We start from the raw sequence: 23,930 nt of genomic DNA, 5'->3' as shown, positions 1-23,930 counted from the left end.
TCCATAATCTATTTAGATAGAACAGAGTGTTTTGTTAATTCTTTGGGTAGAGAAGGGCATGGGTTATCTTTATTGTTAAGCTTAAGTGCCAATTTAAGGAGGAAGAGGGGTCCTGTGAATAAATGACGACTGTAAATAAAAAGGAAATGGAAAAGTTTGCAGCTCTTGCTGATGAGTGGCACATTGCTAATGGCAGTTTCGCGATGCTTCACAAAATGAATAAAGTGCGAGTGCGATACATACTGGGCTATGGAGATATAGTAGGGAAGAAAATACTCGATATAGGTTGTGGGGGGGGACTTCTCTCTGAAGACTTAGCAAGCCTTGGAGGAATTGTGACGGCAATAGATCCGTGTAGCAAGAGCATAAATGTTGCAGCGAATCATGGTCGAGGTGAAGTAAAATATTTTGCTACGTCGTTAGAGGATTATGTGAAGCAAAATAACAATAGTAAATTTGATCTGATATGTATCATGGAAGTAGTAGAGCATATTGATAATCTCAAGGAATTTATACATTTTTGTGCAGAAATCTTGCTCCCAGGAGGAAAAATCTTTTTTTCTACGCTGAATAAAACCGTGAAATCCTTTTTACTTGGTATTCTTACAGCAGAATATATCCTTGGAATTGTTCCTAAGCATACTCATTCCTGGAAAAAATTTTTACGTCCTTCCGTGTTGAACAAATTTTTTGCCTGTTCTGGTTTAGAAATAAGAGGTATCAGGGGTCTAGCTTATTGTGTTCTATCCGACTCTTGGAGCTTAGGCAGTGATGTTTCAATGAACTATGTAGGTCTTGCTATGCACAAAAAATAAAGTGTGCTCTTATCCCCTAGGTTGTTGGGAATTTTAAACTTCTAGAATTCTTTTATGCGTATTGCGTGGACGAAAGTCGAGGTACGGTTCGATTCTCTTTAGTACAATGCTAGATACCTAGAATTCTTCTGTTAGGAAAGTACACACATCCGATCAAGAGACTGTCGCGACTTTCCTACTGCTTATAAAAAGATGGGTCGTTACTGATGAAAATCAAATGGCCTCATAAGAAGTCCGCGATCATAATCTCGAGAGAATCGCTATGGCATGGGCAACTAAGATCCTACTTAGACGGTTTCTTGGATAACACAAATGCTTCCAATAATACTCTTGTCACGAAAATTGATGAAAAAACTGAAGTGATGATCCCAAGCGAAAGTGTAACGGCAAAGCTTCTGATTGGACCAGAACCAATGAAAATCATCATAACTGCAGCAAGTATTGTGGTAATATTTGCGTCAAAAATTGTTGCCTTTGCATGCTCAAAGCCATTTATTAATGAATTTCTCAGGACACCTGTCCTTTTGAATTCTTCCCGCATACGCTCAAAAATAAGTACATTTGCATCGACTGCCATGCCTATTGTCAGTATCAACCCGGCAATCCCTGGAAGAGTGAGCGTTGCTTCGAGTAATGTCAAGCTCGCCACCAGTAGTGTCAGATTTACTATTAATGCTATAGTTGCAGCTACTCCATACCACCCGTACGCAAATAACATGAATGTTACTACTAATAACATCGCAAGGAGGCTAGCCCTTTTCCCCAAAAGTATTGCCTCTGCGCCCAGTGAAGGTCCAATGGCTCTCTGTTCTATTACCGTAAGTTCTGCAGGTAAAGAACCAGACTTGAGTAGTAGTGCAAGTTCTTTTGCTTCCTTAACATCGAAATTGCCGGATATTTCACCACGGCCATTAATGATTGGGTCACGGATCACTGGTGCAGTCAAAATGAGATCATCCAGTACTATTGCCATCGCTCTTCCTACATTAGCCTTTGATAGTTGCTCTAGTTTTTTTGTGCCATAAGCATTGAATTTGAATCGCACTACTGGTACACCCCTTTGACTAAATGCGACGCTAGCGTCGTCCAGGAGATCCCCGGTAAGAGAGGGTGTCCTTTCAAGTGGTAGGTTCCTGCCAAATTTATCTTTCAGGAAGAATTTACCCAGGATAGTTGCAGTGTCATTTACAACAATATGGAAACTCAGCTTCGCTGTTTTACCAAGTAACGTCACTAACTCTTCTGGATCATGCAGACCCGGGACTTCTATTGCAATACGGTCCCCACCGAGCGAATAAATCAATGTTTCTCTTACACCAAACTCATCTACACGTCTTCTAAGATTAGTTATAGAATCTTCAAGCAATTTCTTATTTATTTCGTTAAGGTAGCGCTCGGAGTACGAAAGTTGCATATATGCACGTTTCTGATCGATGTTATCAAACACTATTTCACCGGAAGTTTTGAAAAAATCTCTTATAACCGCGATATTGTTTTCTTTTGAGTGTTCAAGAGAAATCGAAATTATTTGATTTGACTCATCAATTCCAATTTTTTTGATTTTAATACCTTTTTCTTTTGCAAATTCCAAGATTTCAGAAACAAGCCTGCGCAGTTTTTCGTGAATGTATCCGTTACGATTTATAGACATCGTAATACTCACACCTCCACGCAAGTCTAATCCAAGATTGATTTTTTTATTTGGCCCAGAAGAAAAATTACCCCAAACAACGAATGCAGAAATCAGAAAAAGAAACAATAGAAGGAAACATTTTACGCGCAACGAACGCATCGGATTAATATAATAAAAGCGACAACAACCCAGCTATTATAATACAAGAAATCCATTCAGGATGCGTCTTCATTACTCACCTGCTTAATATCTTTCCAAATGCGCTTGTTTGAAACCCATGAGAGTACTAGTAATATCGAAAGAAATCCCATCACTTTCAATCCAAGTCTCTTGCGGTATTCCATCTCGTATTCGGATGCCCACTGAAGAAAATTAACTACGTCAAAAGCCATTTGTTCAACCGTAGCTGGAGTGCCGTCCTCGTAGGACACGATATCTTCAGACAGAGGTGGTGCCATAGCAATTTTACCAGTGGAAAAGTACGGATTACTGTACAAACCTTCAGGTGCTTCCTCGTCTGTGAATCCAATCAAAAGAGAATACAAGTAACTCGCTCCACCCATCCTACCACGTGCAATTAGAGACAAATCCGGTGGATAAGCGCCATTATTTGCTGCTTCCGCTGCCTTTCTGTTCGCATAAGGAGGAACAAAATAGTCCGAAAGCGCACCCGGACGTTCATAATACTCACCATCATCATTAGGACCATCCTTTACTTGATACTCCGATGCTATTGACTTGGCCTCTTCAAGAGAAAAACCAGCACCCAGAAGGTGACGGAACGATATTCTATTAAGTGAGTGGCAAGCTGCACAAACCTGTTGATATACTTTCAGACCACGCCTTATAGCCTGTTTATCAAAGGTACCAAGCGGTCCTTCAAACGACCAAGGCATTTTGAGTGGTTCTTTTGGTTCAAAATTTCCCTCATTCGCAAGTGCAGAAACTTGGCAAAGCAAAAGAGCAATAAAAAAATATTTTTTCATATCTAATAGACCTACTTTTCGTCGCTCTCCTTGATGCTTTCCTCAATACTTTGTGGCAGCGGCAGTGTTTTCTCAAGCTTTCCTAATATAGGCAGCACAACCATGAAATAACCGAAGTAGTATAACGTCGCCACTCTACTCATACTTATGTACGGTTCCACAGCTTCTCTACCTCCTAACCAAAGCAAAAATAGAAAATTCACTAAGAAGACAAAAAAGAACTTTTTAAAAAGCGGACGGTACCTACCACTTTTAACTTTTGAAGTATCTAACCATGGTACTGCTATTAGTATTAGAACTGAGGAAAGCAATGCTACCACTCCTCCAAGTTTACTTGGAATTGCACGTAAGATTGCATAAAAAGGAAGAAAATACCATTCCGGCACTATATGACTTGGTGTAACCAATGGGTCCGCCTCAATAAAATTATCCGGGTGCCCTAAATAGTCAGGTGCAAAAAATACAAACCCTGAAAATACAAGGAAAAACAGCACAACTGTCACAAAGTCCTTTGCAGTGTAATACGGATGAAAAGGTACGGTTTCTCTTGTAGACGCTACTTCTATCCCAGATGGATTATTCGAACCAAACTTGTGTAATGCGATCATGTGCAGACACGCCAGTGCAACTATGATGAACGGAAAAAGGTAATGTAAGGCAAAAAACTTATTCAAGGTAGGATTTCCCACAGCAAACCCACCCCAAATCCACTGCACTATTGACTCACCAAAAACAGGGATCGCTGAAAAGAAGTTAGTTATCACGGTTGCCCCCCAAAAACTCATTTGCCCCCATGGGAGGACGTATCCAAGGAAGCCAGTGGCCATCATGCATAAGTATATTATGACTCCGATTATCCATAATAGTTCGCGCGGGTTTTTGTATGAGCCATAATACAGTCCCCTGAAGATATGAATATATACCACAGCGAAAAACATCGATGCTCCAACCTGGTGTGAGTATCTAAGTAGCCATCCAAAATTAACATCCCTAGTTATATGCTCCACACTCGCAAATGCATTAGCAGCATTTGGATCGTAATGCATAGCTAGAAATATTCCTGTCACAAGCTGAATTCCCAATGAAAGAGCGGCCAATATACCGAAATTCCAAAAAATATTCAGGTTCTTTGGTGCTCTGTAATCGACAAGAAACCCCTTTAAAAACGAGAAGATGGGTAACCTATGTTCTATCCATCCTACAACACCAGAATTCCCCTTTAGAGTACCTTCAGTATCAGACATTTTTTTCTTTTGCTCCTACTATGACTGTTGTATCGTTGACGAAATAATAATCCGGCACAACAAGATTAGTTGGTGCCGGGCCGGAAACAACCCTGCCAGAAGTATCATAGTGCGATCCGTGGCAAGGACAGAAGAAAGTACCATCAGTATTACTAAGTGGCACACACCCAAGGTGCGTGCATACACCGACCACCACAAGCCAGTTCTCCTTGTTTGGTTTTACACGTACAGCGTCGCGTTCAGGATCTTTAAGAGAAGTAAGATCAGCGTTTCGCGCCATTTTTATCTCTTCTTCTGTTCTGTTTCTTATGTAGACGGGTTTTCCCTGCCATAAAACTTTAACACTCTGACCAGCTCCCACATTGCTTATATCTACTTCTCTTGTTGCCGTCGCAAGTACATCCGCAGAGGGACCAAACGACTTCAACAAGGGCCAGGTAGCAGCAATAGCACCACCGGCACCAAAGGCAACCGTAGTTGTAACTATGAAATCTCTTCTCTTTTTATCTACCATCTGTCTACAGAAAATTAAATAACCATACCCAATGCCGTGGACAAAGCTGCATCAAGAATTAACGTTCCAAAAAGCAGGAACAAGTATAACACGGAATAATAGAATAACTTCATACATTTCTTCTCGTCTAGATAAACATTAATTGCATAATACAAAAAGACAAATCCAAGTATGAAGGCTACGATCATATAGGTTACACCAGAGAACCTTAGGAGGTACGGTAGAATTGAAGTTATAAACAGGAGGACAGAATAACATAATATCTGCATTTTTGTTGCCTTGACTCCAGAAGTAACTGGCAACATAGGGATTCCAGCAGCTTCATATTCCCCTGAGTTTTTTAATGCTAATGCCCAGAAATGCGGGGGAGTCCAGAGGAATATTATCAGAAAAAGAACTAAACTTTCCACGCCTATATGATTAGCCACAGCTGCCCATCCGATCATTGGCGGAAATGCTCCGGCGCCACCTCCTACGACAATATTTTGAGGTGTACTTCTTTTTAGACAGATCGTGTAAATCACAGAGTAGTAGAATACCGCTACAGATAACAGAACTGCGGATAAGTGGTTCACTGCCAATTCCATTAGTAGCACAGACAAGGCAAAAAGCACTAGCCCGAAGACCAATGCTGCTTCTGGTGAGATTTTTCCTTGTGGGATAGGCCTTTTGCTGGTACGGCTCATGATCGCGTCTATGTCACGATCATAATACATATTCAGTGCACCGGCTGCGCCAGAACCTACAGCAATGCAAAAAATAGCAGTAAATACTGAAAAAAAAGGTGCATGATACCCGGAAAAATATGCAAGCACAGCACCGGTCACTGCTGTAAAAGTGACCAAACTGACAACGCGAGGCTTTAGGAGGGCGAAATACGCCCTCACGGTCAGCCAATCAGTCTTGGATAGAATCTGAAACACCTTACAATGTTATTCTACCACTGGTTGCTTTTCAAACGAATGGAACGGAGGAGGAGATGATAAAGTCCATTCCAAAGTTTTGCCACCCCAAGGATTAGCTTCACATTTTTTCCCTTTATAGAGTGTGTGAAAAACTATAAACACAAAAAATAACGCCGATCCAAATGCAAGCACCGAGCCAAAAGAAGAAACATAGTTCCACGGAATGAATGCATCCGGATAGTCAGGTATTCTTCTTGGCATACCTGCTAGGCCCAAAAAGTGGTGTGGTAAGAATGTTATATTTACGCTAATGAGCGTGATCCAAAAATGGATTTTAGCAAAGCACTCGTTGTACTGTCTCCCCGAAATTTTACCAATCCAGTAATAGAAAGCACTGTATACAACAAAAAGCGCTGCGATCGACATCACATAGTGAAAATGTCCAACAACATAGTATGTGTCGTGCAGAGCCTTATCTAGCGCAGAATTTGAGAGCGCAATACCTGTAACGCCGCCAACCACAAACAAGAACATAAAGCCTATAGCGAAGAGCATAGGTGCTTTAAGATCTATAGAACCACCCCACATCGTTGCTATCCAACTAAAGACTTTTATGCCTGTTGGAACACCAACTAGCATTGTTGCAACGGTGAAGTAGGCAAGAGCATTAAAGTTAATACCAGTAATAAACATGTGGTGAGCCCACACGAAACAACCGATTATGCCAATTATCGCCATTGCAGCAACCATACCTTTGTAACCAAAAACCGGCTTCTGCGAGAAAGTAGACACAACTTCACTAACAATACCAAAGGCAGGAAGGATAATAATATAAACTTCAGGGTGACCAAAGAACCAGAACAAGTGTTGGAAAAGAAGCGGATCACCACCACCTGCGACTTCAAAAAAAGCTGTACCTAAATTACGGTCGGTAAGCAACATCATAAGAGCACCAGCTAGAACCGGCATTACTATGAGGACAAGAATAGATGTCACAAAAATAGACCACACAAAAAGCGGCATCTTGAACAATGTCATGCCAGGTGCACGCATGTTAAGTATGGTCGCAATAAAGTTGATAGCCCCGAGAATGGATGAAATACCAGCCAGGTGCAAACCGAAAATTGCTAAATCAATGGATACATCAGGGTGAAAATGAATTCCTGAGAGTGGTGGATAGAATGTCCAACCTGTACCAGGTCCTTCGCCAATAAGTGCAGACATGACGATAATCACCAAAGAGAAGAAAAGTATCCAAAAGCTGATGTTATTGAGCCTCGGAAAACACATATCTGGTGCTCCAATCATAAGTGGAACGAACCAGTTTCCAAATCCAGCTATGAGTGCTGGCATAAGCATGAAGAACACCATAACCGCCGCATGAGCAGTTATAGATACATTGTAGAGTTGATAGTTACCCATAAAGACATCTAAGTGTGCAAGTTGCGCACGTAGCATCAACGAGAAAAGGCCACCTACAATTCCCCCAACCACGGAAAGAATAATGTACAAAGTACCTATGTCTTTGTGATTCGTTGAAAAAAGCCAACGCCTTATGCCGCTAGGGACCTCTGAATGTTTATTCATAATAATTAACCTTAACTAATCTCCAAAACTAAAAACTATCTTTCGCTTGAGTAACCCATTCTTTAAATGCCTCCTTACTTACAGCAGTCACAGCTATAGGCATAAACCCATGCAGTATACCACACAGCTCAGAGCACTGCCCGTAGTAAGTTCCTTCCTTGTCAATACGAACCCAAGTTTCGTTAAGTCTTCCTGGGACCGCGTCCTTTTTTATTCCAAGCGACGGGACGGCCCAACTGTGTATTACATCGTCGGAAGTGATTTGAATTCTTACTGTCGTATCAACGGGTAAGACGAGATTATTGTCGACAGCTAGTAATCGAGGCTCGCCTTCATCCAAGTCGTGTTTCAAATTGCTGTCAAAGGTAATTTCATCATGATCCGGGTAGTTGTATGTCCAATACCACTGATGCCCAACAACTTTGACTGTCATTTCCGCATCTGGAACATGTTCCTCGTACTTTAGCACCTTCAATGAAGGGAAAGAGATGCCTAACACGATAAGCACTGGTATCACTGTCCAAACAATTTCCAGCAAAGTATTGTGCGATGTCTTAGAAGGAGAGGGATTCCTCTTCTTGTTAAACCGGATGACAGTATATAGAAGAAGAGCATTAACCCCAGCGGCAATGCAAACCATGATTATCAGCATTAGATTGTGGAAGTCATTGATATAGTCCATCACAGGGCTAGCTGATCGCTGAAATCCAAGCTGCCATTCATGAGGTTGTCCAAGTTGTTCGCTAAAACCGAAAACCGGCAACAGAAAGATAAGTATTAAAACAAGCTTCCGCATAAAACGACGTCGATCCTAAAGAGTTGGTCAATTATACAACACGAATAGAAGATTTTTAATATCACAAACGTACCAACAAGCGTAATGCTCGCAGATAAGTTGAGTAAAAGTAAGATTAACGAAACAATAATCTTGTTTTATTAATTTAAAATATTATAAAACTTACTTTTATTCTTACTTGCTTTCACATAAGGGCTAAGTCACACACCCGACGTAAAAGGTTATTTTTTACTATTCGATAGGGACACTCTTTTTAGCAATTTTTTCAATGCTGCTACCAGCTCAAGCTTGAGATTTTCCGAAAGGTTCAAACGACATATTTCATCGACCTTTTTCTCCAGTGATAGGAGCCTATCTTTCACTTGATTTGCCCCTGTCACATCCTCACCCGAATGCAACAGGGTTGTTATCTCATCAATATCTTCAAAGGCCTTTTTAATGATTTCAGACAAAACGATTCCTCATCTAAAAAGTATGCTTCTTCGTTCCTTATAGAGTAGAATACTTGTTTGCACGAAGTCTTTGGCTTTACCTTCTGTTCTTTATCTTCTGTTGAATATGTGAACGCCGAATAAGAAAACAAGTCAAAGCGACTGGGTGGTACTGGACTCGAACCAACAACCTCTTACACGTCAAGCAAGTGCTCTAACCAATTGAGCTAACCACCCAAATAAGCCTTAATAGTACGCAAAATTTTCGTTATAGGAAAGTCCAAGCAATTAGGGATGCCAATTTGGCAGTTGTGTTAGCCGTGTAGGAAAAGATAAGTGCCCGATGTATAGATGGGCAATTGTGACAGACCGATCAACTGAACACAAAAAAGTAAGTTCTTGCAGTGCTACACTAACGCAATAACATAGGGTGTAACTACGAGAAAGAGCCTGCAATGGAGGTAATTAGTTCGATTATTTTGCAGTATGCCTCTTTAAGGACTTTCTCAGAAATGCAGTAAGGCGGCATTAAGTAAATTGTATTTCCAAGTGGCCTTATCAATAGCCCTTCTTTTATGAATATTTCTTTTAGTTTTGCTGCAATCACGTGACTGTAGTTACATTCTTCTGAAAAGAGATTAAATGCCACAATGGTTCCACAAACCCTTTCTGCTTTAATTACTTCTGGTAGTGCAAGTTTGAGATCACAAATGAAACTTCTATGTAGTCGTTCAATGTTAGAAATTTTGTCGAGCGTGCTTGCATTTTTTAGTAATTCTAGGGAGGCGATAGCAGCTGCGCAGCCAAGGGGATTTGCAGTATACGAGTGGCTATGAATTAGTGCACTGCTAAAATTGTCAGATAAGAATGCGTTGTATACTCTCTCACTTGTAACCGTGAGCGAAAGTGGCAAAAAGCCACCTGTTAGGCCTTTTGAGAGACATAAAATATCTGGTTTGCTAAGGATGTAATCCGAGGCGAACATTTTGCCTGTACGATAAAAGCCGGTCATGACTTCATCAAATATGCTCAGTACGCCATATTCTTTGAATAATTTTAGGCATTGTTCGAGGTACTTGTGTCGACACATCCGCATACCTCCAGCTCCCTGGACTAATGGTTCAGCTATGAAACCTGCCACTCGGTTTAAATTTTTTTCTAGGAAGTTTTGGATTGCATTTAGTGAAGCCTCCTCCTTTCTCTCTACATCTGGATCGTTTTCCCAGGTTGCAGGAAAAGGCACATGCACTGCTTTGAATAGAATTTTCTTGTATTGATCGAAAAAGCCAGATGATGCACCCAAGCTCATCGCTCCAACGGTGTCTCCGTGATATCCCTTGTCAAATGAAATAAAAATATCCCGCTGTTTCTCACCTGAGTTTTTCCAGAACTGCAATGCGATTTTCAGTGCTACCTCAACCGAAGTAGATCCGTTATCAGAGAAAAAAAATCTTGTAAGGTTCTTAGGCAATTCTACTTTGAGGTTTTCACATAATTGAATAGCTCGACCGTGCGTAAAACCTGCGAAAATTACCTGTTCAAGTTTTAGTGCCTGCTCGTATATTGCATGTGCGATCGCTGGATTAGCATGACCGTGTAAGTTTACCCACCAACTCGATATAAGGTCTAAGTATTTTTTGTTTTGCTCATCATAGAGGTACTCGCCTTCCCCCTTAATTATCGCGATTGATGGAGAAGAGGTTTTTTCTTGTGTAAGTGGGTGCCAAATTAGCTTCTTATCCCTTGCAGAGAGGTTAACTATCTTATTATCTTGATACATGTCTCATATCGCTGCGCAGGCGTCTCTGTGTGGATTCTACTATTGCCAGTGTTGTAACACAAGTTAAATTAATATCTTTATAATAGTACTGAACAGACTTTTTTATTTTTCAAAGAAGTTGAAATTTGTCAGCTCGAAATAGTAACTCCGTAGCTCAATTTTGTATGATGCATACAGGAATATCTTGCTTTAGGAGTCGCTAGAGCAGCAGAAAATTTTTGAGTTTTAGTGTGATTCCAGTAGTGTTTTCATTGAATCATGCATCTGTACGCTGAGGATGCTATCTCTGGTCACTTCCTTCAAGTGAGGAAAAGTGGCTAAGATCTCGGTCGAACCGTATTCTGCTATTGCTTTTGAATTGTATTCCAGTGACTCCTCACATGTTGAATTTATTACTACACCGAGAACTTTTATTTCTCTTGCTCGAAGTGCTTCAAGGGTGAGCAGGGTATGATTGATTGTGCCTAAAGTAGAGCGCGATACAATTATCACTGGTACTTTCAGATGTCGAATCAGATCCACCATTTTGATACCGTTTTTCTGTAGTGGTACAAGGACTCCGCCAGCACCCTCGATAACAATTTTGTTATTTTCTTTTTCCCAATCCTTTGTTTGAGTAGCTGCACTGATGAAATTACTTCGCTCGTGTTCTGTGGTCGGAATAGAGTCTATTTTGTTGCTAAGGCTTTTCCTGTGTTTAGGTAGTTGAATTTTGAAAATATCAATTGAACTTCCATTTATCTTAGCCGCAACATGTGGTGCAATTGGTTCAGAGAAGGAAAAAATCGAATCATATGCTGGTACACCAGTGATACTGGAAATGAAGCTGTTGTCACTATTACCTCCGGTTTGTATTGGTTTAAAATAATCCCAACCCAGGTGCAAACATATCCAACTGCTTATTATTGTCTTGCCAACATTTGTGTCTGTTCCAGTGACAAAGATGGCCATGTTCCACTCAGCTAATACGGAGGATCGCTTGTTTATATAAATCACACTGTGTTAACGCTGCAAGATGTCCTTGCTTGTAATTTGCTAAAGCTGTTTTGTATGCATCTATCTTATCTAATGCCGTATGGTTGATCCGGAAACACGTGAGGCTTCGTAGATCCATATTGCACACTCGTAAGGGATTTAATAGTTGGGTTGCCTTTTGAATTTGCTAATCGTTGGATTCCATAGGTGATTTTGTGTTTAAGATACGAGTGTGAGGGATGCACGGTGATTTTTTTTCATACAATGCTAATGCGCTAATAATTGTGATGAGTGAGTTGTATTTCTCTTCATTAGGCCTTTTTACCTAATTGTACAGCCCGTAATCGACGTATGTACAATGAAGGAATTCATTGAGTTTATATGCAGGGTTCACGGTTACTGCTTTTTGTGCTGCTTTTCCAACTGCATAAAAAACGCATCAGGGTGATATGATTGTATATGCTACTTACTGATTGTAGATGCCAGATATAAATAACGATGTAGTGGCAGCAAACTTTAGTAGAGCAAGTCGCTCTTACGACCTCGTGGCAAAAATACAAAAAGAGTGTTGTTACAAGTTAGTTGCAATGATACGAGAGAGGCTCCCACATTTTATGCCGGCATCTGTGTTGGATATTGGTGCTGGGACTGGTTACTTGACAAAATTATTACTCTCAGAATTCCCTAATGCTTGCTATACAATGAATGATATATCCTATGAAATGCTCAGCCGTGCTAGGGAAATGGTGGGAGAAAGTGTATCTACAATCTTAGGTGATATGTCGAAAGTTAAATTTCCCGTATCTGACCTCATTGTGTCCAGTATGGCTATACACTGGAGTTCAAACCCCATAACAGTTTTAAAGAGGGTGTGTAGGTTAAGCAAGGTGTTTGCATTTTCGATACTCGTTCAGCCTTCCCTATATGAGTGGAATAGGTTATTTCACGAGCTTTCTTTGCCATCGCCAGGATTACACTATATTTCATCCGAAGAAGTAGAGTTGGCAATGTTGGATACTTCCCCGACATTATTTACTTGGGAAGTGTGCAATTTCGATATGCGGTTTGCCTCACCAAAGGAGTTTATAAGGTATATGAGACAGCTTGGTTCTAACTATTCGCCAGCTGGGTTCAACGCATATCATGTGAGGAAAGTTTTAAAACATGCGCCTGGTGAATTTTTTTCAAAATACTCAGTAATGTTTGGGGTAGTTTCACGCTCACATTTTTAGTCGTCGCTAAACACACGAATGAGTGGGATCTAACTTTCTACTTTACTCATGTATTGCAACTGTCATAGGAATTAGCGATTCGACGATGTAGTTTTAAGAGCCAAACTGGTGCTAAATTTGCAAAAATCTCTCTATCAAGCCATAGATTGAAAAAGGTATTGAGCCTACTAGGTTGTGTCCGCCTCCTTCGAAAAGTACTACTTCGTGGTTGGAGAAATTGTCATATAGAATTTCTACCGGTACGATACGGTCCGAGGTACTACCCAGAATAAGCGCGGGTATCTCCGGTACTGAAACAGGTGATGTCAAATTCTCCAAGTCGGTAAGAAGTTTTTTTATATCCATTTTGCCGCTTGGGAGTTGCTTTTGAATGTCTTTAGCATCTTCAAGGGCCCTAATGTGGAAATTTTGCAACGTCCCATGTGGGTCGTGTTTGAAAGCTTGAAGCATTTTTGTGAGCTCATGTGTTCTCTTATTTCGTAACTTGGGGTTTTTTCCTAGGAAGTTTACAAAACCGTTTATGCTGATGATGCGGTTGAGTCTGTCTCCGAAAAGTAGGATAAGCTTTGCCATGCCAAGCGAATGACCTATTCCTACGTAATTCGTATCTGCTTCTATTACTTGGTTAGTGATCTTACTCCCGAAATACCCTAAATCAAGTAGTTTGACCTCATCTTTTGCAAAGAGTTGTATTATCGGTGACCAGAATTTTTGATCGAAACCCCAACCGTGACATAAGAGTATCACTTTCCTATTCATGTAGTGTCTTTGATTAGGTTTTTGGTGCTTTTGATGTTTTGTAGAAGGCGAGTAATGTCATTTTTAGTGTGAAATGCACACAATGCTATCCGAATTCTTGATGTGTTCACAGGTACAGTTGGTGGGCGCACAGCAGAGACAATTATTCGTTTTTCGAGAAGTCTTTTCTTCAATGCGAGAGCTTTTTCTTCTTCTCCAAGTATGATGGGAACTATATGATTGGTTGAATTTCCGATATTGTATCCTTCCTGGCTAAGAGATTTTCTTACTTTACTTGCCATTTCCAGGAGTGTTTTTCTTTCTTTACTTAAGAGCGCTACCGTTTCCCATGCTTTCGCTATTGCACCTAGCAAAATAGGTGGGAGTGCGGTCGAATATATCAAACCAGGGCATTTGTTGATCAGGTAATTTTTTATCAATGTAGAAGATGCGATATAACTTCCAAAGACCCCAATCGCCTTGCTAAATGTTCCCATGATTACATGTGTAATCCCCGAAAGGTCAAAGTTAGTTGAGAGACCATACCCATTCTTTCCGAGGATGCCTGTGGCATGTGCTTCATCCAGATACAGCACTGCCTTGTGTTGACGTGTTAAAGTAGCTATACGCTCCATATCTTGTACATCGCCATCCATTCCGAATAATGTCTCCGTCACTACGAATTTTGGACGTCTATCTGTAGAGTATCTTTCCATTAATCGGGAAAGATCTTCCATATCACAGTGTCTATAGCGGACCATTTCTGCACCAGCAAGAAGTATTGCGTGGTAAAGGCTAGAGTGATTTAACCTATCGAAGAACACAATTGCTCTTTGGCCAAGGACAGATTTATCGAGAAGGGTCGAAAGCACCGTTATGTTCGTTTGAAAACCCGAACCCATTACTAAGGCAGCTTCGGTATTTTTGTCTTTTGCGATTTGTTGTTCAAGTTCTTTAAAAATTGTGTTATTTCCTGAGAGAAGTCTCGATCCAGTTGCCCCGATCCCGCTCTTTAAACCATACGAATAGGCAGCTTCTAATGCCTCCCTAGATTTACTCAAGCCAAGGTAGTCATTTGACGAGAAATCAATACAACTTCTTTCATCCACGCACGTCTCGAGTTGACGATAGAGATTCTTTGCCCTTCTCTGTATGAGAAAATCTGCATAGCAAGATGTATTTTCCGAAACCTCTTCCATGAAGAATTAGAGATTTTAAGTGATCCAGATGATCTATGATTTTATAGTTGTTTCTTCAAAAATGTTACTTCTACTCACGCTCATATGTGGCAATGTGACTTATTTTTGTAAGATGCGATTTGTCGTGGTGGCACAAAGTTAGTAGCGCTATAGCGGTGAGTTTAGAAAAATGCTTTGCCTCATTTGATATAAAAATGCAAAATGCATAGTTTGCAAAGTCACTTCTTTTGCGAAGAAGCAGTTAGAAGATGTGTTTCGATTAGTAATATGGAGTGTTGTCGGTGCTATGTGGAACGATTGGGAGCCTTTGACACTTCATTAGACTGAGTTACTGATGGTAACGGGTCCAAGTAATCGGGAATAATGGTGTGATCCTTGAAAATTAGGGTCAAGATCCTGTGATTCTGAGCGAGTTTAATAAGGGTTTTCTGAATAGTTCAAACTGGACTTTTGTATAGAAAACTGACTTACATCATAGAAATCAGGTTTGAGATATTGAACTAGTCGTCGGTACACACTTAAATACAAAGATTCATTTCTTTTAACGAGGGTGATACAATCGCACTGGGTTCTGCAGATATCATGACGAAAGTTTGGCAATTCTCCGAGGCTGAGGAGTTATTCCACCTTCCTTTTTTAGATCTTCTTTATTCTGCTCAGCGTGTGCATAGAGAAAATTTCCTACATAATCAGGTGCAGCTTACTATGTTGCTCAGTGTTAAGACTGGCGGATGTCCGGAAAATTGTTCTTACTGCCCGCAATCTGCCCACTATAACACAGGACTGAAAAAGGAGCCTGTTATGCAGGTTGAAAAAGTACTTGAGGCAGCGAAGAGAGCCGTTGAGCTTGGTGCTACGAGGTTCTGCATTGGTGCTGCCTGGCGCGGACCACGCGGGAAAGATTTGGATGCAGTCTGTGAAATGATTTCCGGAATCAAGAAGCTCGGATTAGAAACTTGCGCTTCGCTGGGCCTTCTCTCTCACGAACAGGCTGTTTCTCTCAAAGCAGCTGGTTTGGATTTTTACAACCACAATATCGATACTTCACAGGAATATTACTCTAAAATAATAACCACCAGAAGTTTCAGCGACAGAATAGAGACCCTAGAGAATGTTGCGAAAGCTGGTTTGAAAGTCTGCTCTGGAGGTATTTTAGGGATGGGTGAGAGTAATGAAGACCGCATAAAGATGCTTGTTGAGCTTTCTCACCTGAGTTTTCCACCCGAATCAATACCTATAAATAAGCTCATTCCGATTCCAGGGACGCCACTAGCGAAAAACAATGCTGTTGATCCTTTAGATTTCGTAAGGATCGTTGCGCTTGCCAGGATTATGTTTCCTAAATCTTATGTAAGGCTCTCTGCGGGTAGGGAAAGCATGTCAGATGAATTACAAACTTTATGTTTTATTGCCGGTGCTAATTCCATTTTCTATGGCGAAAAGCTTCTTACATCTGCCAACTCTGACCCAGAGAGCGACGAAAAACTCTTATTGAAATTAGGTCTTCTGAGAGAGAAGAGTAAAACATCTGTTGATTGTTCCATTAATTCAGGAGCATAGAGAAAACATCTTGCCTGAGGATTATTTCTGGGACATATGCTACTTGTGTGCGTCTATTTGAGTCATATGAAAAATAAATCCGTTCTGGAGGAATGATAGTAATACCGCTTAGGGGAGGCTGTTTTTTTGCATAGCTTTTTCTTTTTGAGAATCTTGCACATACCCAATTTTGGTTAAGTATAATTTCGGATTCTTCTGTGTTTGTACAACTATTAGCAGATGATTCTCTGATAAGTTTTTTTTATATGTCTCAGGACCGGAGGAATAACTTTTCAATCTCTTTCCTAGGCAGACGAATGTGAGTAGGGCGTCCGTGATTACACTGACCTGTGTGTGGAATGTTCTCCATCAGTGTTAATAGCTCCTCTATCTCTTCCCTTGTGAGATTATGGTTCGCCTTTATAGCTCTTTTGCATGCTATATTTGCGTACACTCTTTCAAGAAGTGTCCTCGGTTCAATTTCTTCTTCTAGCAGGGAAGCGATGTCTTCTATTAGTTCGTTCGTAGGTGTGTTTTTAAATACTTCTGGTAGCGAATTCACCATGATGGCACAATGACTAACACGCTCTACTACCAAACCGATTTCCTTGAGCTTTTCCACGTTTAGAGAAAGTATCTCGACAGCTCTTTCGCTAAGTGGTACGAACTCTGCCATTAATAAGTTTTGTCCAGGTGAAGTAATGCTCTTTTTCATCTGTTCATATAGTACACGTTCGTGTGCTGCGTGCTGATCTATTATAATTATTTCGTTCTCCGTTTCTGTGATTATAAAAGTTCCGTGTACCTGGCACTTGAACTTTCCAAAAGTCTCGAAGTGCTTCTCATTTTGCAGGTGTTCGCGATGGTTTATCTTCCTCAGTTGTTGCTGCAAGAACGAAGCATCTTGATTGTCATGTAGGAAGATTGAAGAGTTCTGTTGCTTGCCTAGTGGGATTTTGTTCGGATACTCATCAGAAGTTTTTTTGTGACCCATCAGGAAGGGTGCTTCTTCCGATTGGTCCGTTAAAAAGTGAAATGGGTTGTTGTTTTGCATCTGATCAAAATCCAGATTTCCTTTATACTCAAGTTGTTTTGCGTATTCTTCCGATTGAGCGGTCATTTTTCTTTCTTTAGGTGACTGAAGTAAATCACTTTCTGTTGTTTTTGAAACGGTTTCCTCGCGAAAGGTGCTTTGCTTTTCAAGCAGTTGATTAAATCGCTCGACTGCATGACTTGCAACAGTTGTAGAGGTAGTATGGCCACATTGTGACAGGCTCTTACTGGTCACTGAAAGGAGAAATTTTCTAATCACCTGAGGGTCACGGAACTTTACTTCAGACTTATTGGGATGGATGTTGACATCCACCTCCTTGTTCTGAACCCTGATGAAAACAACAGCTATCGGGTATGTATTTTTTGGGATGTAGTCATTATATGCATGTCTCATTACCGATGAAATAACGCTGTCCTTTACTGGTCTCCCATTTACGAAAATAAGACAGTTATTCCTCTTTTGAGTGAGAGTAGGTAGCCCTAAAAATAGTTCACCGGAGATACAATCGTTTGTGTGCTTCATATGGATCATATTCTCGACAAATTCCTTGCCCAAGACTTTTAGTTGTTCCATCCGTTTTAGTTGGGTTGTAGTCTGGTAATCGAATACCTGCCTACCGTTTGAGAGGAGTTCAAACGCAATATTAGGGTTTACTAGGGCCAGCTTATTCAAGAGCTCAATTATGGACGAAAGTTCTGTCTTTTCGCTTCTCAAGAAACGCAGTTTATTTGGTATGTTGTGAAAAAGTTTCCTTACTTCAACTACCGTACCGCACTTTATATGGTGAGGTTTTATTTCTTTTGTCTGAGCATCAATTATGTATCCCTCTCCATTGAAACAGGAGGCGATCTTCATTTCGGAAGTGATCGCAATTGAATGTAGGGCTTCTCCCCGAAAACCTAGGTAATTTATATCGTAAAGATCCTTTGTATTCAGTTTTGATGTTGCATGTTTCTCTATTGCTAAATGTAAGTCCTCTATCGAGATTCCCACGCCATTATCAGTGACACGAATAAGATTTCTGCCTGCCTCTTCTAGCTCGATTTTGATGCTTGTTGAGCTTGCATCTATGGCGTTTTCAACGAGTTCCTTAACGGCATTGGCAGGCTTCTCAAGGATTTCACCCGCGGCGATCTTATTTATTATTTCTGTTGGAAGTACCTGTATCTTCACTGCGTTTACGAAAGTGTGTTTTATAATTCTGGGAGAATAATCGTACCCCCATTTTAAACGTTGTTATTCATACTAGTACAGAAATAATTTTTCTACTCTTTGGTGTGTCAGATATTTTGCTGGTTCACATGGTATCTCAATGCGAATCCATTTTAGTTGTGCCAGATATTCTATCAGTTTATGTGCCGGGTAGGAGCCCGATCCATTTCAGTGTGCCAGGTATTTTAACAGCTTATGGGGTGGGTAGACGCAAATCCACTTCAGTGTACTAGGTATTTTGCTAGTTTAAGTGGTCTTTAGATGCGGGTCTTGTTTTATTAAACAGTCTGTGAATCCGTATTGTTTATGGGATAGATAGTGTATGTACAATCATGTGCCACGCAGTTATTGGAGGCGAATTATTTCGCCTCCAATGCGCTCAAAATTACCGTTGAGGTGCTTCGGGCTTTGTCCCTGTTCCCTGTGATTGGGCACCTTGTAGATCTTCGGCCATTGAGCTTGTCCCTTCCGCTGAGAGAGTCGTAGATGGAGATGGTAAGGCCGCTGCACCTCGGGTTTCCTCTGGCTCAGCTTTTTGAGTTTTTACGATCTTAGAACCACTTGTCCCGGGTTTTTCAGTTGAAGGAGCTCCTATATCTGCCTCAGGCGTTTCAAAGATCTCTGGGCGTGACGTGACAATAGCATTACGGACAGACTCAGTTGTTGAGGCCAAGACAGCTTGAAGTGAATCGCAGATCTCATGTCTACGCTGGGTACGATTTCCTCCTGGGTCTAGCCTTGGATCAGCCTCAAGTTCCGCATCTATCGCAAGTGCAAGTCTGCCTGAATAGATAATCCTCGTTATATCACGATGAGTTTCTTGAGCATTGGTCACTACCTTCTTAAGATCCTCATTGCTGGCACTCCGCATAGCAGAGTTGAGCATTTGTACATGTATACCTAGCATCCTGGATACTAGAGCAGCTCCTGACTTAGGTAGAGTAGGAGCAAGCTGGTTCACAGCATTTCCGACCTGCTCGCAGCATTGCGTAATGATGTTTCTTATTTCCTCCGCATCTTGCTGTGGAATAAGTGGACAGCCTGGCTTACTTTTCCTTAGAGACTTTTCAAGCTTCATTGCAGCGTTGATAACACCAGCATACAATTGCTGAACATCCCCAAGAGCTAACACTCTGGCTGTCCCAGTACCCTCCTGTGACCGCTGGACTAACTCTTTTGCAGCAGTGACCATACCCTCCTGGGTGGCGAGAGATGCATCTCCGTGGTGATGAGCTTGAATTAACAGGGCGCTTACGGAGGTGAGTATATCAACTCCCCCAAGAAGCGCTTTGGAAGTAAGCGTATGACTAGACTGCATTGTATATATAAATAGCAAATTTCCTAATATATTAAGAGAAAATTCTTAATAAGAATATAATATCCCAATAAGAATTCCCAACGTCCTACTCTAAAATATTTACTAATTTATTTAAATGCTAATTAGAGAGACATACAAAAAACCTACATGGAGGAAGGATAAGCCTTTATTAAATCCTTACTAAAATTTAGCCTCCTGAAGCAGAATATCTTAATTAGCTGTGATTCCGTGTAGCGTCTACTGCTCCCCTTATATCAGCAGTCATAATCTTGGTTTTTGTCTGGGTTGAGGAATCCCTTTTCTGTTGCAAAATATCTGTTTGAGTTGAAGTTTCTCTTTTTTGCTGGACAACGTTGTTAGTTTTTTGCGTAGAAGTTTCTCTTTTTGATATGTCAGTAAATGATTTTCGTTGACCTTTAGAAATGCGCCCGTTACTCGATACAGTGAGAGATGGTTTTCTCTTTTCTTGAAGGATATTCCAGTTCTCTGATGTGGTTTTAGGTTTTCCTGCTACTTTTTAGTACAAATAGGTGCATGTATTGTGCTAATCATGTACCACGCAGTTATTGGAGGCGAAATAATTCGCCTCCAATGCGTCTAAAATCACCGTTGAGGTGCTTCAGGTTTTGTTTCAGCTCCTCCCGTTCCAGGTGCTTTGACTGAGCCTTCTGGCACTGTTCCCTGTGATTTGACCCCTTCCAAACCCGCGGCCGCTGCGGCTACTTGTGCTACTGGGATAGTTTCAGGACTCGGGCTTGATGGAGTAGGTGTATGCCGTCCTGTTGTAGATAATGCTGCTAGCGCTTCAGGGCTTGGCTTTGGTGGTACAGGTGGTTTTTCTGGCTTCGGTGAAGAAGACCTAGAACTTGCTCCAGCTGATGCTGCTAGCGCTTCAGGAGTTGGCTTTGGTGGTAAAGGTGGCTTTGTTGGCTTTGGTGAAGGAGTTTTGTGTGCCACTGTGGCATACACTGTTTCTTCGGGCCTTGGTGGCGAGTGTGGCTTTGGTGAAGGAGTTTTGTGTGCCACTGTGGCATACACTGTTTCTTCCGGCTTTGGTGAAGGAGATCTAGAACTTGTTCCAGTATCCCTGCTTCCCGTAGTACCATCTTGAGTTGGACTTGACGGTCTAGAACTTCTCTGTTCGAGTACTTGGGAAAGCTGCTGCATCATTGCTGCTCGTGGAGTAAGTGTTTCTTTAGTTTTTTTAAGCGCCTTAGGTGAAGGGGCACGTTCTTTTTGTGGTCTCAGTCCACCTCCTGCTTGAAGTCGTGCTTCCAGCTCACTCATCATAGCTTCAGCAGGTGACGGCGGTTTAGGGCCCTTCTTTGGCCTACTAGGTGCAACCGTCTTAGGTGCTGTTTTAGCAGCTGGCTCAGGTAATGGTGGTGCTGGAGGAGGGAGAGGTTTCTCACCTTCTCCGGCCTCTAATCCTTTTTGAAGAGATGAAGTCCTCACAGGTGGTGGAGGAGGGAGGGGTTTCTCACCTTTTCCAGCTTTTTGATCTTGCTGAAGAGGCGTGCCCCTCCCACTTGTTGAGGTGCTAGGAGTTGGATTTAATTTTAACACATCCTCCAGTGTTTGTGGTCTCTGCGATCTTATGATGTCACTGTCGGAGTGCCTCCTTTCTTTCGGAGCTTGCATGACAATCTTATCACCGGCAAAAAGATAATTTGCTTGCTTTGGTGGCAAAGTTGGACTGCCTTCCGGCGTTTGAGTAGTTTGTTCCTCAAAAGGTTGAGGGTCGAAGTCTGTTTGTACAGCAGCGTCCGCTCTTTCAGGAGATGCGCTACGAGAGCCACCCTCTTTCTTTCTTAGTGCTTTTTTTACAAAGGCACGCAGTTCTTCTATTCTTCTTGTAACTCCTCCTTCAACCGGACGGGTTGGAGGGGTTTTTGGTGCTTCAAGTGGAATACTTCCCTCAGGAGAAGGTGATGCTGAAGTAGTACGTTGTTCTGGTTCAGTAGATGCGCTGCTAGTACCTATACTGCTTTCAGGGGTAGGTGCAGTTGCCATTTTGGCTTCATATGAGAAGGTCCTAGGTGGTTTAGGAGGGGCTTGTGGCTCACCTGGGGTTGGACTAGTCTCCATAGCAGCAGAAGGTTGCTCTGAAGCTGGTGTTGGAGTAGTCTCCATAGCGGCAGAAGGTTGCTCTGAAGCAGGTGTAGGTGTTGCTGTTTTTAATGCTTTTGTTTGTACTGGTATCTCTGGTAGAGGATCTGTTGCCTTTCTTTTTGGTGCGCCCGGCTTTGGTGAAGGTGCTTGTGTGCCGGCAGACCGTAAATCTGCTGAAGCAGTAGCACGTTGCAGTCTCCCTTCCTGCACTTGTTCTATATCAACAGAGCTTAAATTCGGCATAGAAGCACTGCGTTGCCGTACTCCTTCTTGCGCTTGTTCCTCACCAGCGGAGCGTACATCCGACATAGAAGCGCTACGTTGCCGTACTCCTTCCTGTGGCTGCGTTGAATCATGTCTACCTGTTTGCTGTTCACGGTTTTTTCGCCATATTTCCCTAATAGCCTCGCCATTGAGGACTCTTACTATTACACTAAATGCGTTTCTTGTAACGCTTGCAGCTAAGTCAAGAGCCCTTAGTAATAACGCGTTAAGAAAGCCAGGTCTTGGAGTTTCTTTTTCTTCTTTTTTTTGCTCTTCTGCGTCTTCTCTTTGCGGAAGTGGTGCGCGTCTTGAGGCAAGTCTCTTCTTTTTGGTTTCTGTTTCTTCTCCTGGTTCAGATGCTGATCTTTTGCTTCCCGATGTAGATTTTTGTTCTGCAGAGGATAATATTGCCTCTACCTCGAGATCCTCAGGTGTTGGAGATTCTAAAGATGGTGCTGCCTCTAGTGTGTCACCTGGGGTTTCCGCCGTTGCAGCTGCTTGAGCTTCTACAGCTCCCTCTTCGGCCAAAAAAACGTCGTCCTCAAGATCTTCAAGAGGAGGCATCTCTGGATCCGTATCAAGGGAAGCTTCTTCCTCTTCCTCCTCGGAAGAAAGTTCCTCATCAGAGGACAGTTCTTCATCTTCTTCATCAGATGAAACGGATGCCAAATCGGAAGCGTAATCAATAGATTCCGCTTCTGCTGCTTGCACTTCCTGTACTTCTCCTGCTTCTGCACGGTTTACTTCTTCCTGTATGTCTGGGCGTGCAAGGAAAACAGAATTATAGCCAGCGTCCCTTGTTACAGCCAGGGCCTCTTCAAGTAGCGCGTGGAGCCTATGTCTTTGCTGTTCGTAGCCCTGATCTCCTACTGGAGCTAGACCTGGAACAGATGCCAATTCTTCCTCTAGGGCAAGTGCAGTTCCACCTGAGACAATCGTTGACTGTATCTCTTGAGACATACTTGCGGTAGAGTTTGCTGCTGTCATCAAATTGAGAGGGGATGTTGCACTCACAGCAGATAGTACATTTTCCGCGTGTCTTAGCAGTATGTTGGTTAATATGTTACGTGCCGTAGGGGGTAAATGAGGCGCACTAGTTTCTAAGATCCCTGCTAATCCATTACAGGCCTTTGCAAGTCTCTTTGCTATTTTTATCGCCTTTTTGTGTGGAATAGGGGGAGCGCCTGTATCATTTGGCTCTATATGTCTTACAATGCTCTTTGAACACTCACAAATGTAGTCACGACGTTGAACAGCCTCTCGCCTATCAGGAGCATCTAACGCTTTGAGAGTGTTCTGTTCATTCTCTAGATCAATGTAGGCACTGACTGCTTGGATGCGCAGGCTTTCCTGGGTAGCACGAGACGTTCCCCTTTGTTGGGTAGCCTGAATTAATATGGAGCCCAGTTGCGCTAATGATTGAATTGCGTTTACGATCTCTATATTCAGGAAAGGTGCATAATAAGGGGGCATTGCGTATCTAAATTAGTAAATTTCCTAATACATTAAGATAAAACTCTTAATAAAAAATATAGTATCCCAATACGGATATTTACTAATTTGTTTGAATGCTAATTAGATGGAAGCACGCAAAAG

General features: G+C 41.8%; 18 protein-coding genes and 1 tRNA gene. 3 read left to right on the top strand and 16 right to left on the bottom strand.

Annotation, left to right across the window (positions count from 1 at the left end; translation table 11 throughout):
• Positions 1–122: 122 nt before the first annotated feature.
• Positions 123–815 (top strand): bifunctional 2-polyprenyl-6-hydroxyphenol methylase/3-demethylubiquinol 3-O-methyltransferase UbiG, encoded by a 693-nt coding sequence (ubiG, locus tag NRI_RS02615; protein WP_015816417.1) that lies wholly within the window; start codon positions 123–125, stop codon positions 813–815.
• A gap of 283 nt (positions 816–1,098) precedes the next feature.
• Here ubiG and secD read toward each other — a convergent pair whose 3' ends face one another.
• From secD to bioD, 11 genes are all read right to left on the bottom strand, one after another.
• The gene (gene secD, locus NRI_RS02610) at positions 1,099–2,607 is read right to left on the bottom strand and encodes a protein translocase subunit SecD (protein WP_015816469.1); all 1,509 of its coding nucleotides are present in this window, start codon (positions 2,605–2,607) and stop codon (positions 1,099–1,101) included.
• Between the two features lie 56 nt (positions 2,608–2,663).
• Entirely contained in the window at positions 2,664–3,434 is a 771-nt protein-coding gene (locus NRI_RS02605) for a cytochrome c1 (RefSeq protein WP_015816416.1), read from the bottom strand.
• A gap of 11 nt (positions 3,435–3,445) precedes the next feature.
• Complete coding sequence (locus tag NRI_RS02600; protein WP_015816468.1) at positions 3,446–4,678, bottom strand: cytochrome b; 1,233 nt, start codon at positions 4,676–4,678, stop codon at positions 3,446–3,448.
• Complete coding sequence (petA, locus tag NRI_RS02595) at positions 4,671–5,192, bottom strand: ubiquinol-cytochrome c reductase iron-sulfur subunit (RefSeq protein ID WP_015816467.1); 522 nt, start codon at positions 5,190–5,192, stop codon at positions 4,671–4,673. The genes NRI_RS02600 and petA overlap by 8 nt, the downstream gene beginning before the upstream one ends.
• Positions 5,193–5,206: 14 nt before the next feature.
• A complete protein-coding gene (cyoE, locus tag NRI_RS02590; protein WP_041351501.1) occupies positions 5,207–6,115 on the bottom strand; it encodes a heme o synthase in 909 nt (302 codons plus the stop codon).
• 9 nt (positions 6,116–6,124) lie between these two features.
• A complete protein-coding gene (ctaD, locus tag NRI_RS02585; protein ID WP_015816465.1) occupies positions 6,125–7,684 on the bottom strand; it encodes a cytochrome c oxidase subunit I in 1,560 nt (519 codons plus the stop codon).
• A gap of 28 nt (positions 7,685–7,712) precedes the next feature.
• The gene (coxB, locus tag NRI_RS02580; RefSeq protein ID WP_015816464.1) at positions 7,713–8,480 is read right to left on the bottom strand and encodes a cytochrome c oxidase subunit II; all 768 of its coding nucleotides are present in this window, start codon (positions 8,478–8,480) and stop codon (positions 7,713–7,715) included.
• 221 nt (positions 8,481–8,701) lie between these two features.
• Positions 8,702–8,932: a hypothetical protein gene (locus NRI_RS02575; protein WP_015816463.1), complete on the bottom strand. Its 231-nt coding sequence runs from the start codon at positions 8,930–8,932 to the stop codon at positions 8,702–8,704.
• A 142-nt stretch (positions 8,933–9,074) separates the two neighbouring features.
• Positions 9,075–9,148: transfer RNA gene (locus NRI_RS02570), tRNA-Val, on the bottom strand.
• A gap of 199 nt (positions 9,149–9,347) precedes the next feature.
• On the bottom strand, positions 9,348–10,691 hold the full coding sequence (bioA, locus tag NRI_RS02565) for an adenosylmethionine--8-amino-7-oxononanoate transaminase (protein ID WP_015816462.1): 1,344 nt from the start codon (positions 10,689–10,691) through the stop codon (positions 9,348–9,350).
• Between the two features lie 225 nt (positions 10,692–10,916).
• A complete protein-coding gene (gene bioD, locus NRI_RS02560; protein ID WP_238522974.1) occupies positions 10,917–11,687 on the bottom strand; it encodes an ATP-dependent dethiobiotin synthetase BioD in 771 nt (256 codons plus the stop codon).
• Positions 11,688–12,145: 458 nt separating this feature from the next.
• Between bioD and bioC the strand changes: the two genes are divergently transcribed.
• On the top strand, positions 12,146–12,898 hold the full coding sequence (bioC, locus tag NRI_RS02555; RefSeq protein ID WP_015816460.1) for a malonyl-ACP O-methyltransferase BioC: 753 nt from the start codon (positions 12,146–12,148) through the stop codon (positions 12,896–12,898).
• A gap of 111 nt (positions 12,899–13,009) precedes the next feature.
• Here the strand turns inward: bioC and NRI_RS02550 are convergent, their stop codons facing one another.
• Together NRI_RS02550 and NRI_RS02545 are read right to left on the bottom strand one after the other, a co-directional pair.
• Complete coding sequence (locus tag NRI_RS02550) at positions 13,010–13,657, bottom strand: alpha/beta fold hydrolase (protein WP_015816459.1); 648 nt, start codon at positions 13,655–13,657, stop codon at positions 13,010–13,012.
• Positions 13,654–14,835: an aminotransferase class I/II-fold pyridoxal phosphate-dependent enzyme gene (locus NRI_RS02545; RefSeq protein ID WP_015816458.1), complete on the bottom strand. Its 1,182-nt coding sequence runs from the start codon at positions 14,833–14,835 to the stop codon at positions 13,654–13,656. Before NRI_RS02545 ends, NRI_RS02550 begins: the two co-directional genes overlap by 4 nt.
• A gap of 582 nt (positions 14,836–15,417) precedes the next feature.
• Here NRI_RS02545 and bioB point away from each other — a divergent pair.
• Complete coding sequence (gene bioB, locus NRI_RS02540) at positions 15,418–16,395, top strand: biotin synthase BioB (protein ID WP_015816456.1); 978 nt, start codon at positions 15,418–15,420, stop codon at positions 16,393–16,395.
• A gap of 250 nt (positions 16,396–16,645) precedes the next feature.
• Here the strand turns inward: bioB and mutL are convergent, their stop codons facing one another.
• The 3 genes from mutL to NRI_RS02525 form a co-directional block, all read right to left on the bottom strand.
• Positions 16,646–18,601: a DNA mismatch repair endonuclease MutL gene (gene mutL, locus NRI_RS02535; RefSeq protein WP_015816415.1), complete on the bottom strand. Its 1,956-nt coding sequence runs from the start codon at positions 18,599–18,601 to the stop codon at positions 16,646–16,648.
• A 424-nt stretch (positions 18,602–19,025) separates the two neighbouring features.
• Positions 19,026–19,958 (bottom strand): hypothetical protein, encoded by a 933-nt coding sequence (locus tag NRI_RS02530; RefSeq protein ID WP_041351499.1) that lies wholly within the window; start codon positions 19,956–19,958, stop codon positions 19,026–19,028.
• Positions 19,959–20,561: 603 nt separating this feature from the next.
• Positions 20,562–23,807 carry a hypothetical protein gene (locus NRI_RS02525; protein ID WP_041351497.1) on the bottom strand — a complete coding sequence of 1,082 codons (3,246 nt, stop codon included), beginning with the start codon at positions 23,805–23,807 and terminating at the stop codon, positions 20,562–20,564.
• Between the last annotated feature and the right edge of the window lie 123 nt (positions 23,808–23,930).

The organism is Neorickettsia risticii str. Illinois (assembly GCF_000022525.1).
In the GTDB taxonomy this organism is placed as follows: Bacteria; Pseudomonadota; Alphaproteobacteria; order Rickettsiales; family Anaplasmataceae; genus Neorickettsia; species Neorickettsia risticii.
The sequence above is the reverse complement of the archived record's forward strand: the minus strand, read 5'-3'. Positions and strand labels throughout refer to the sequence as shown.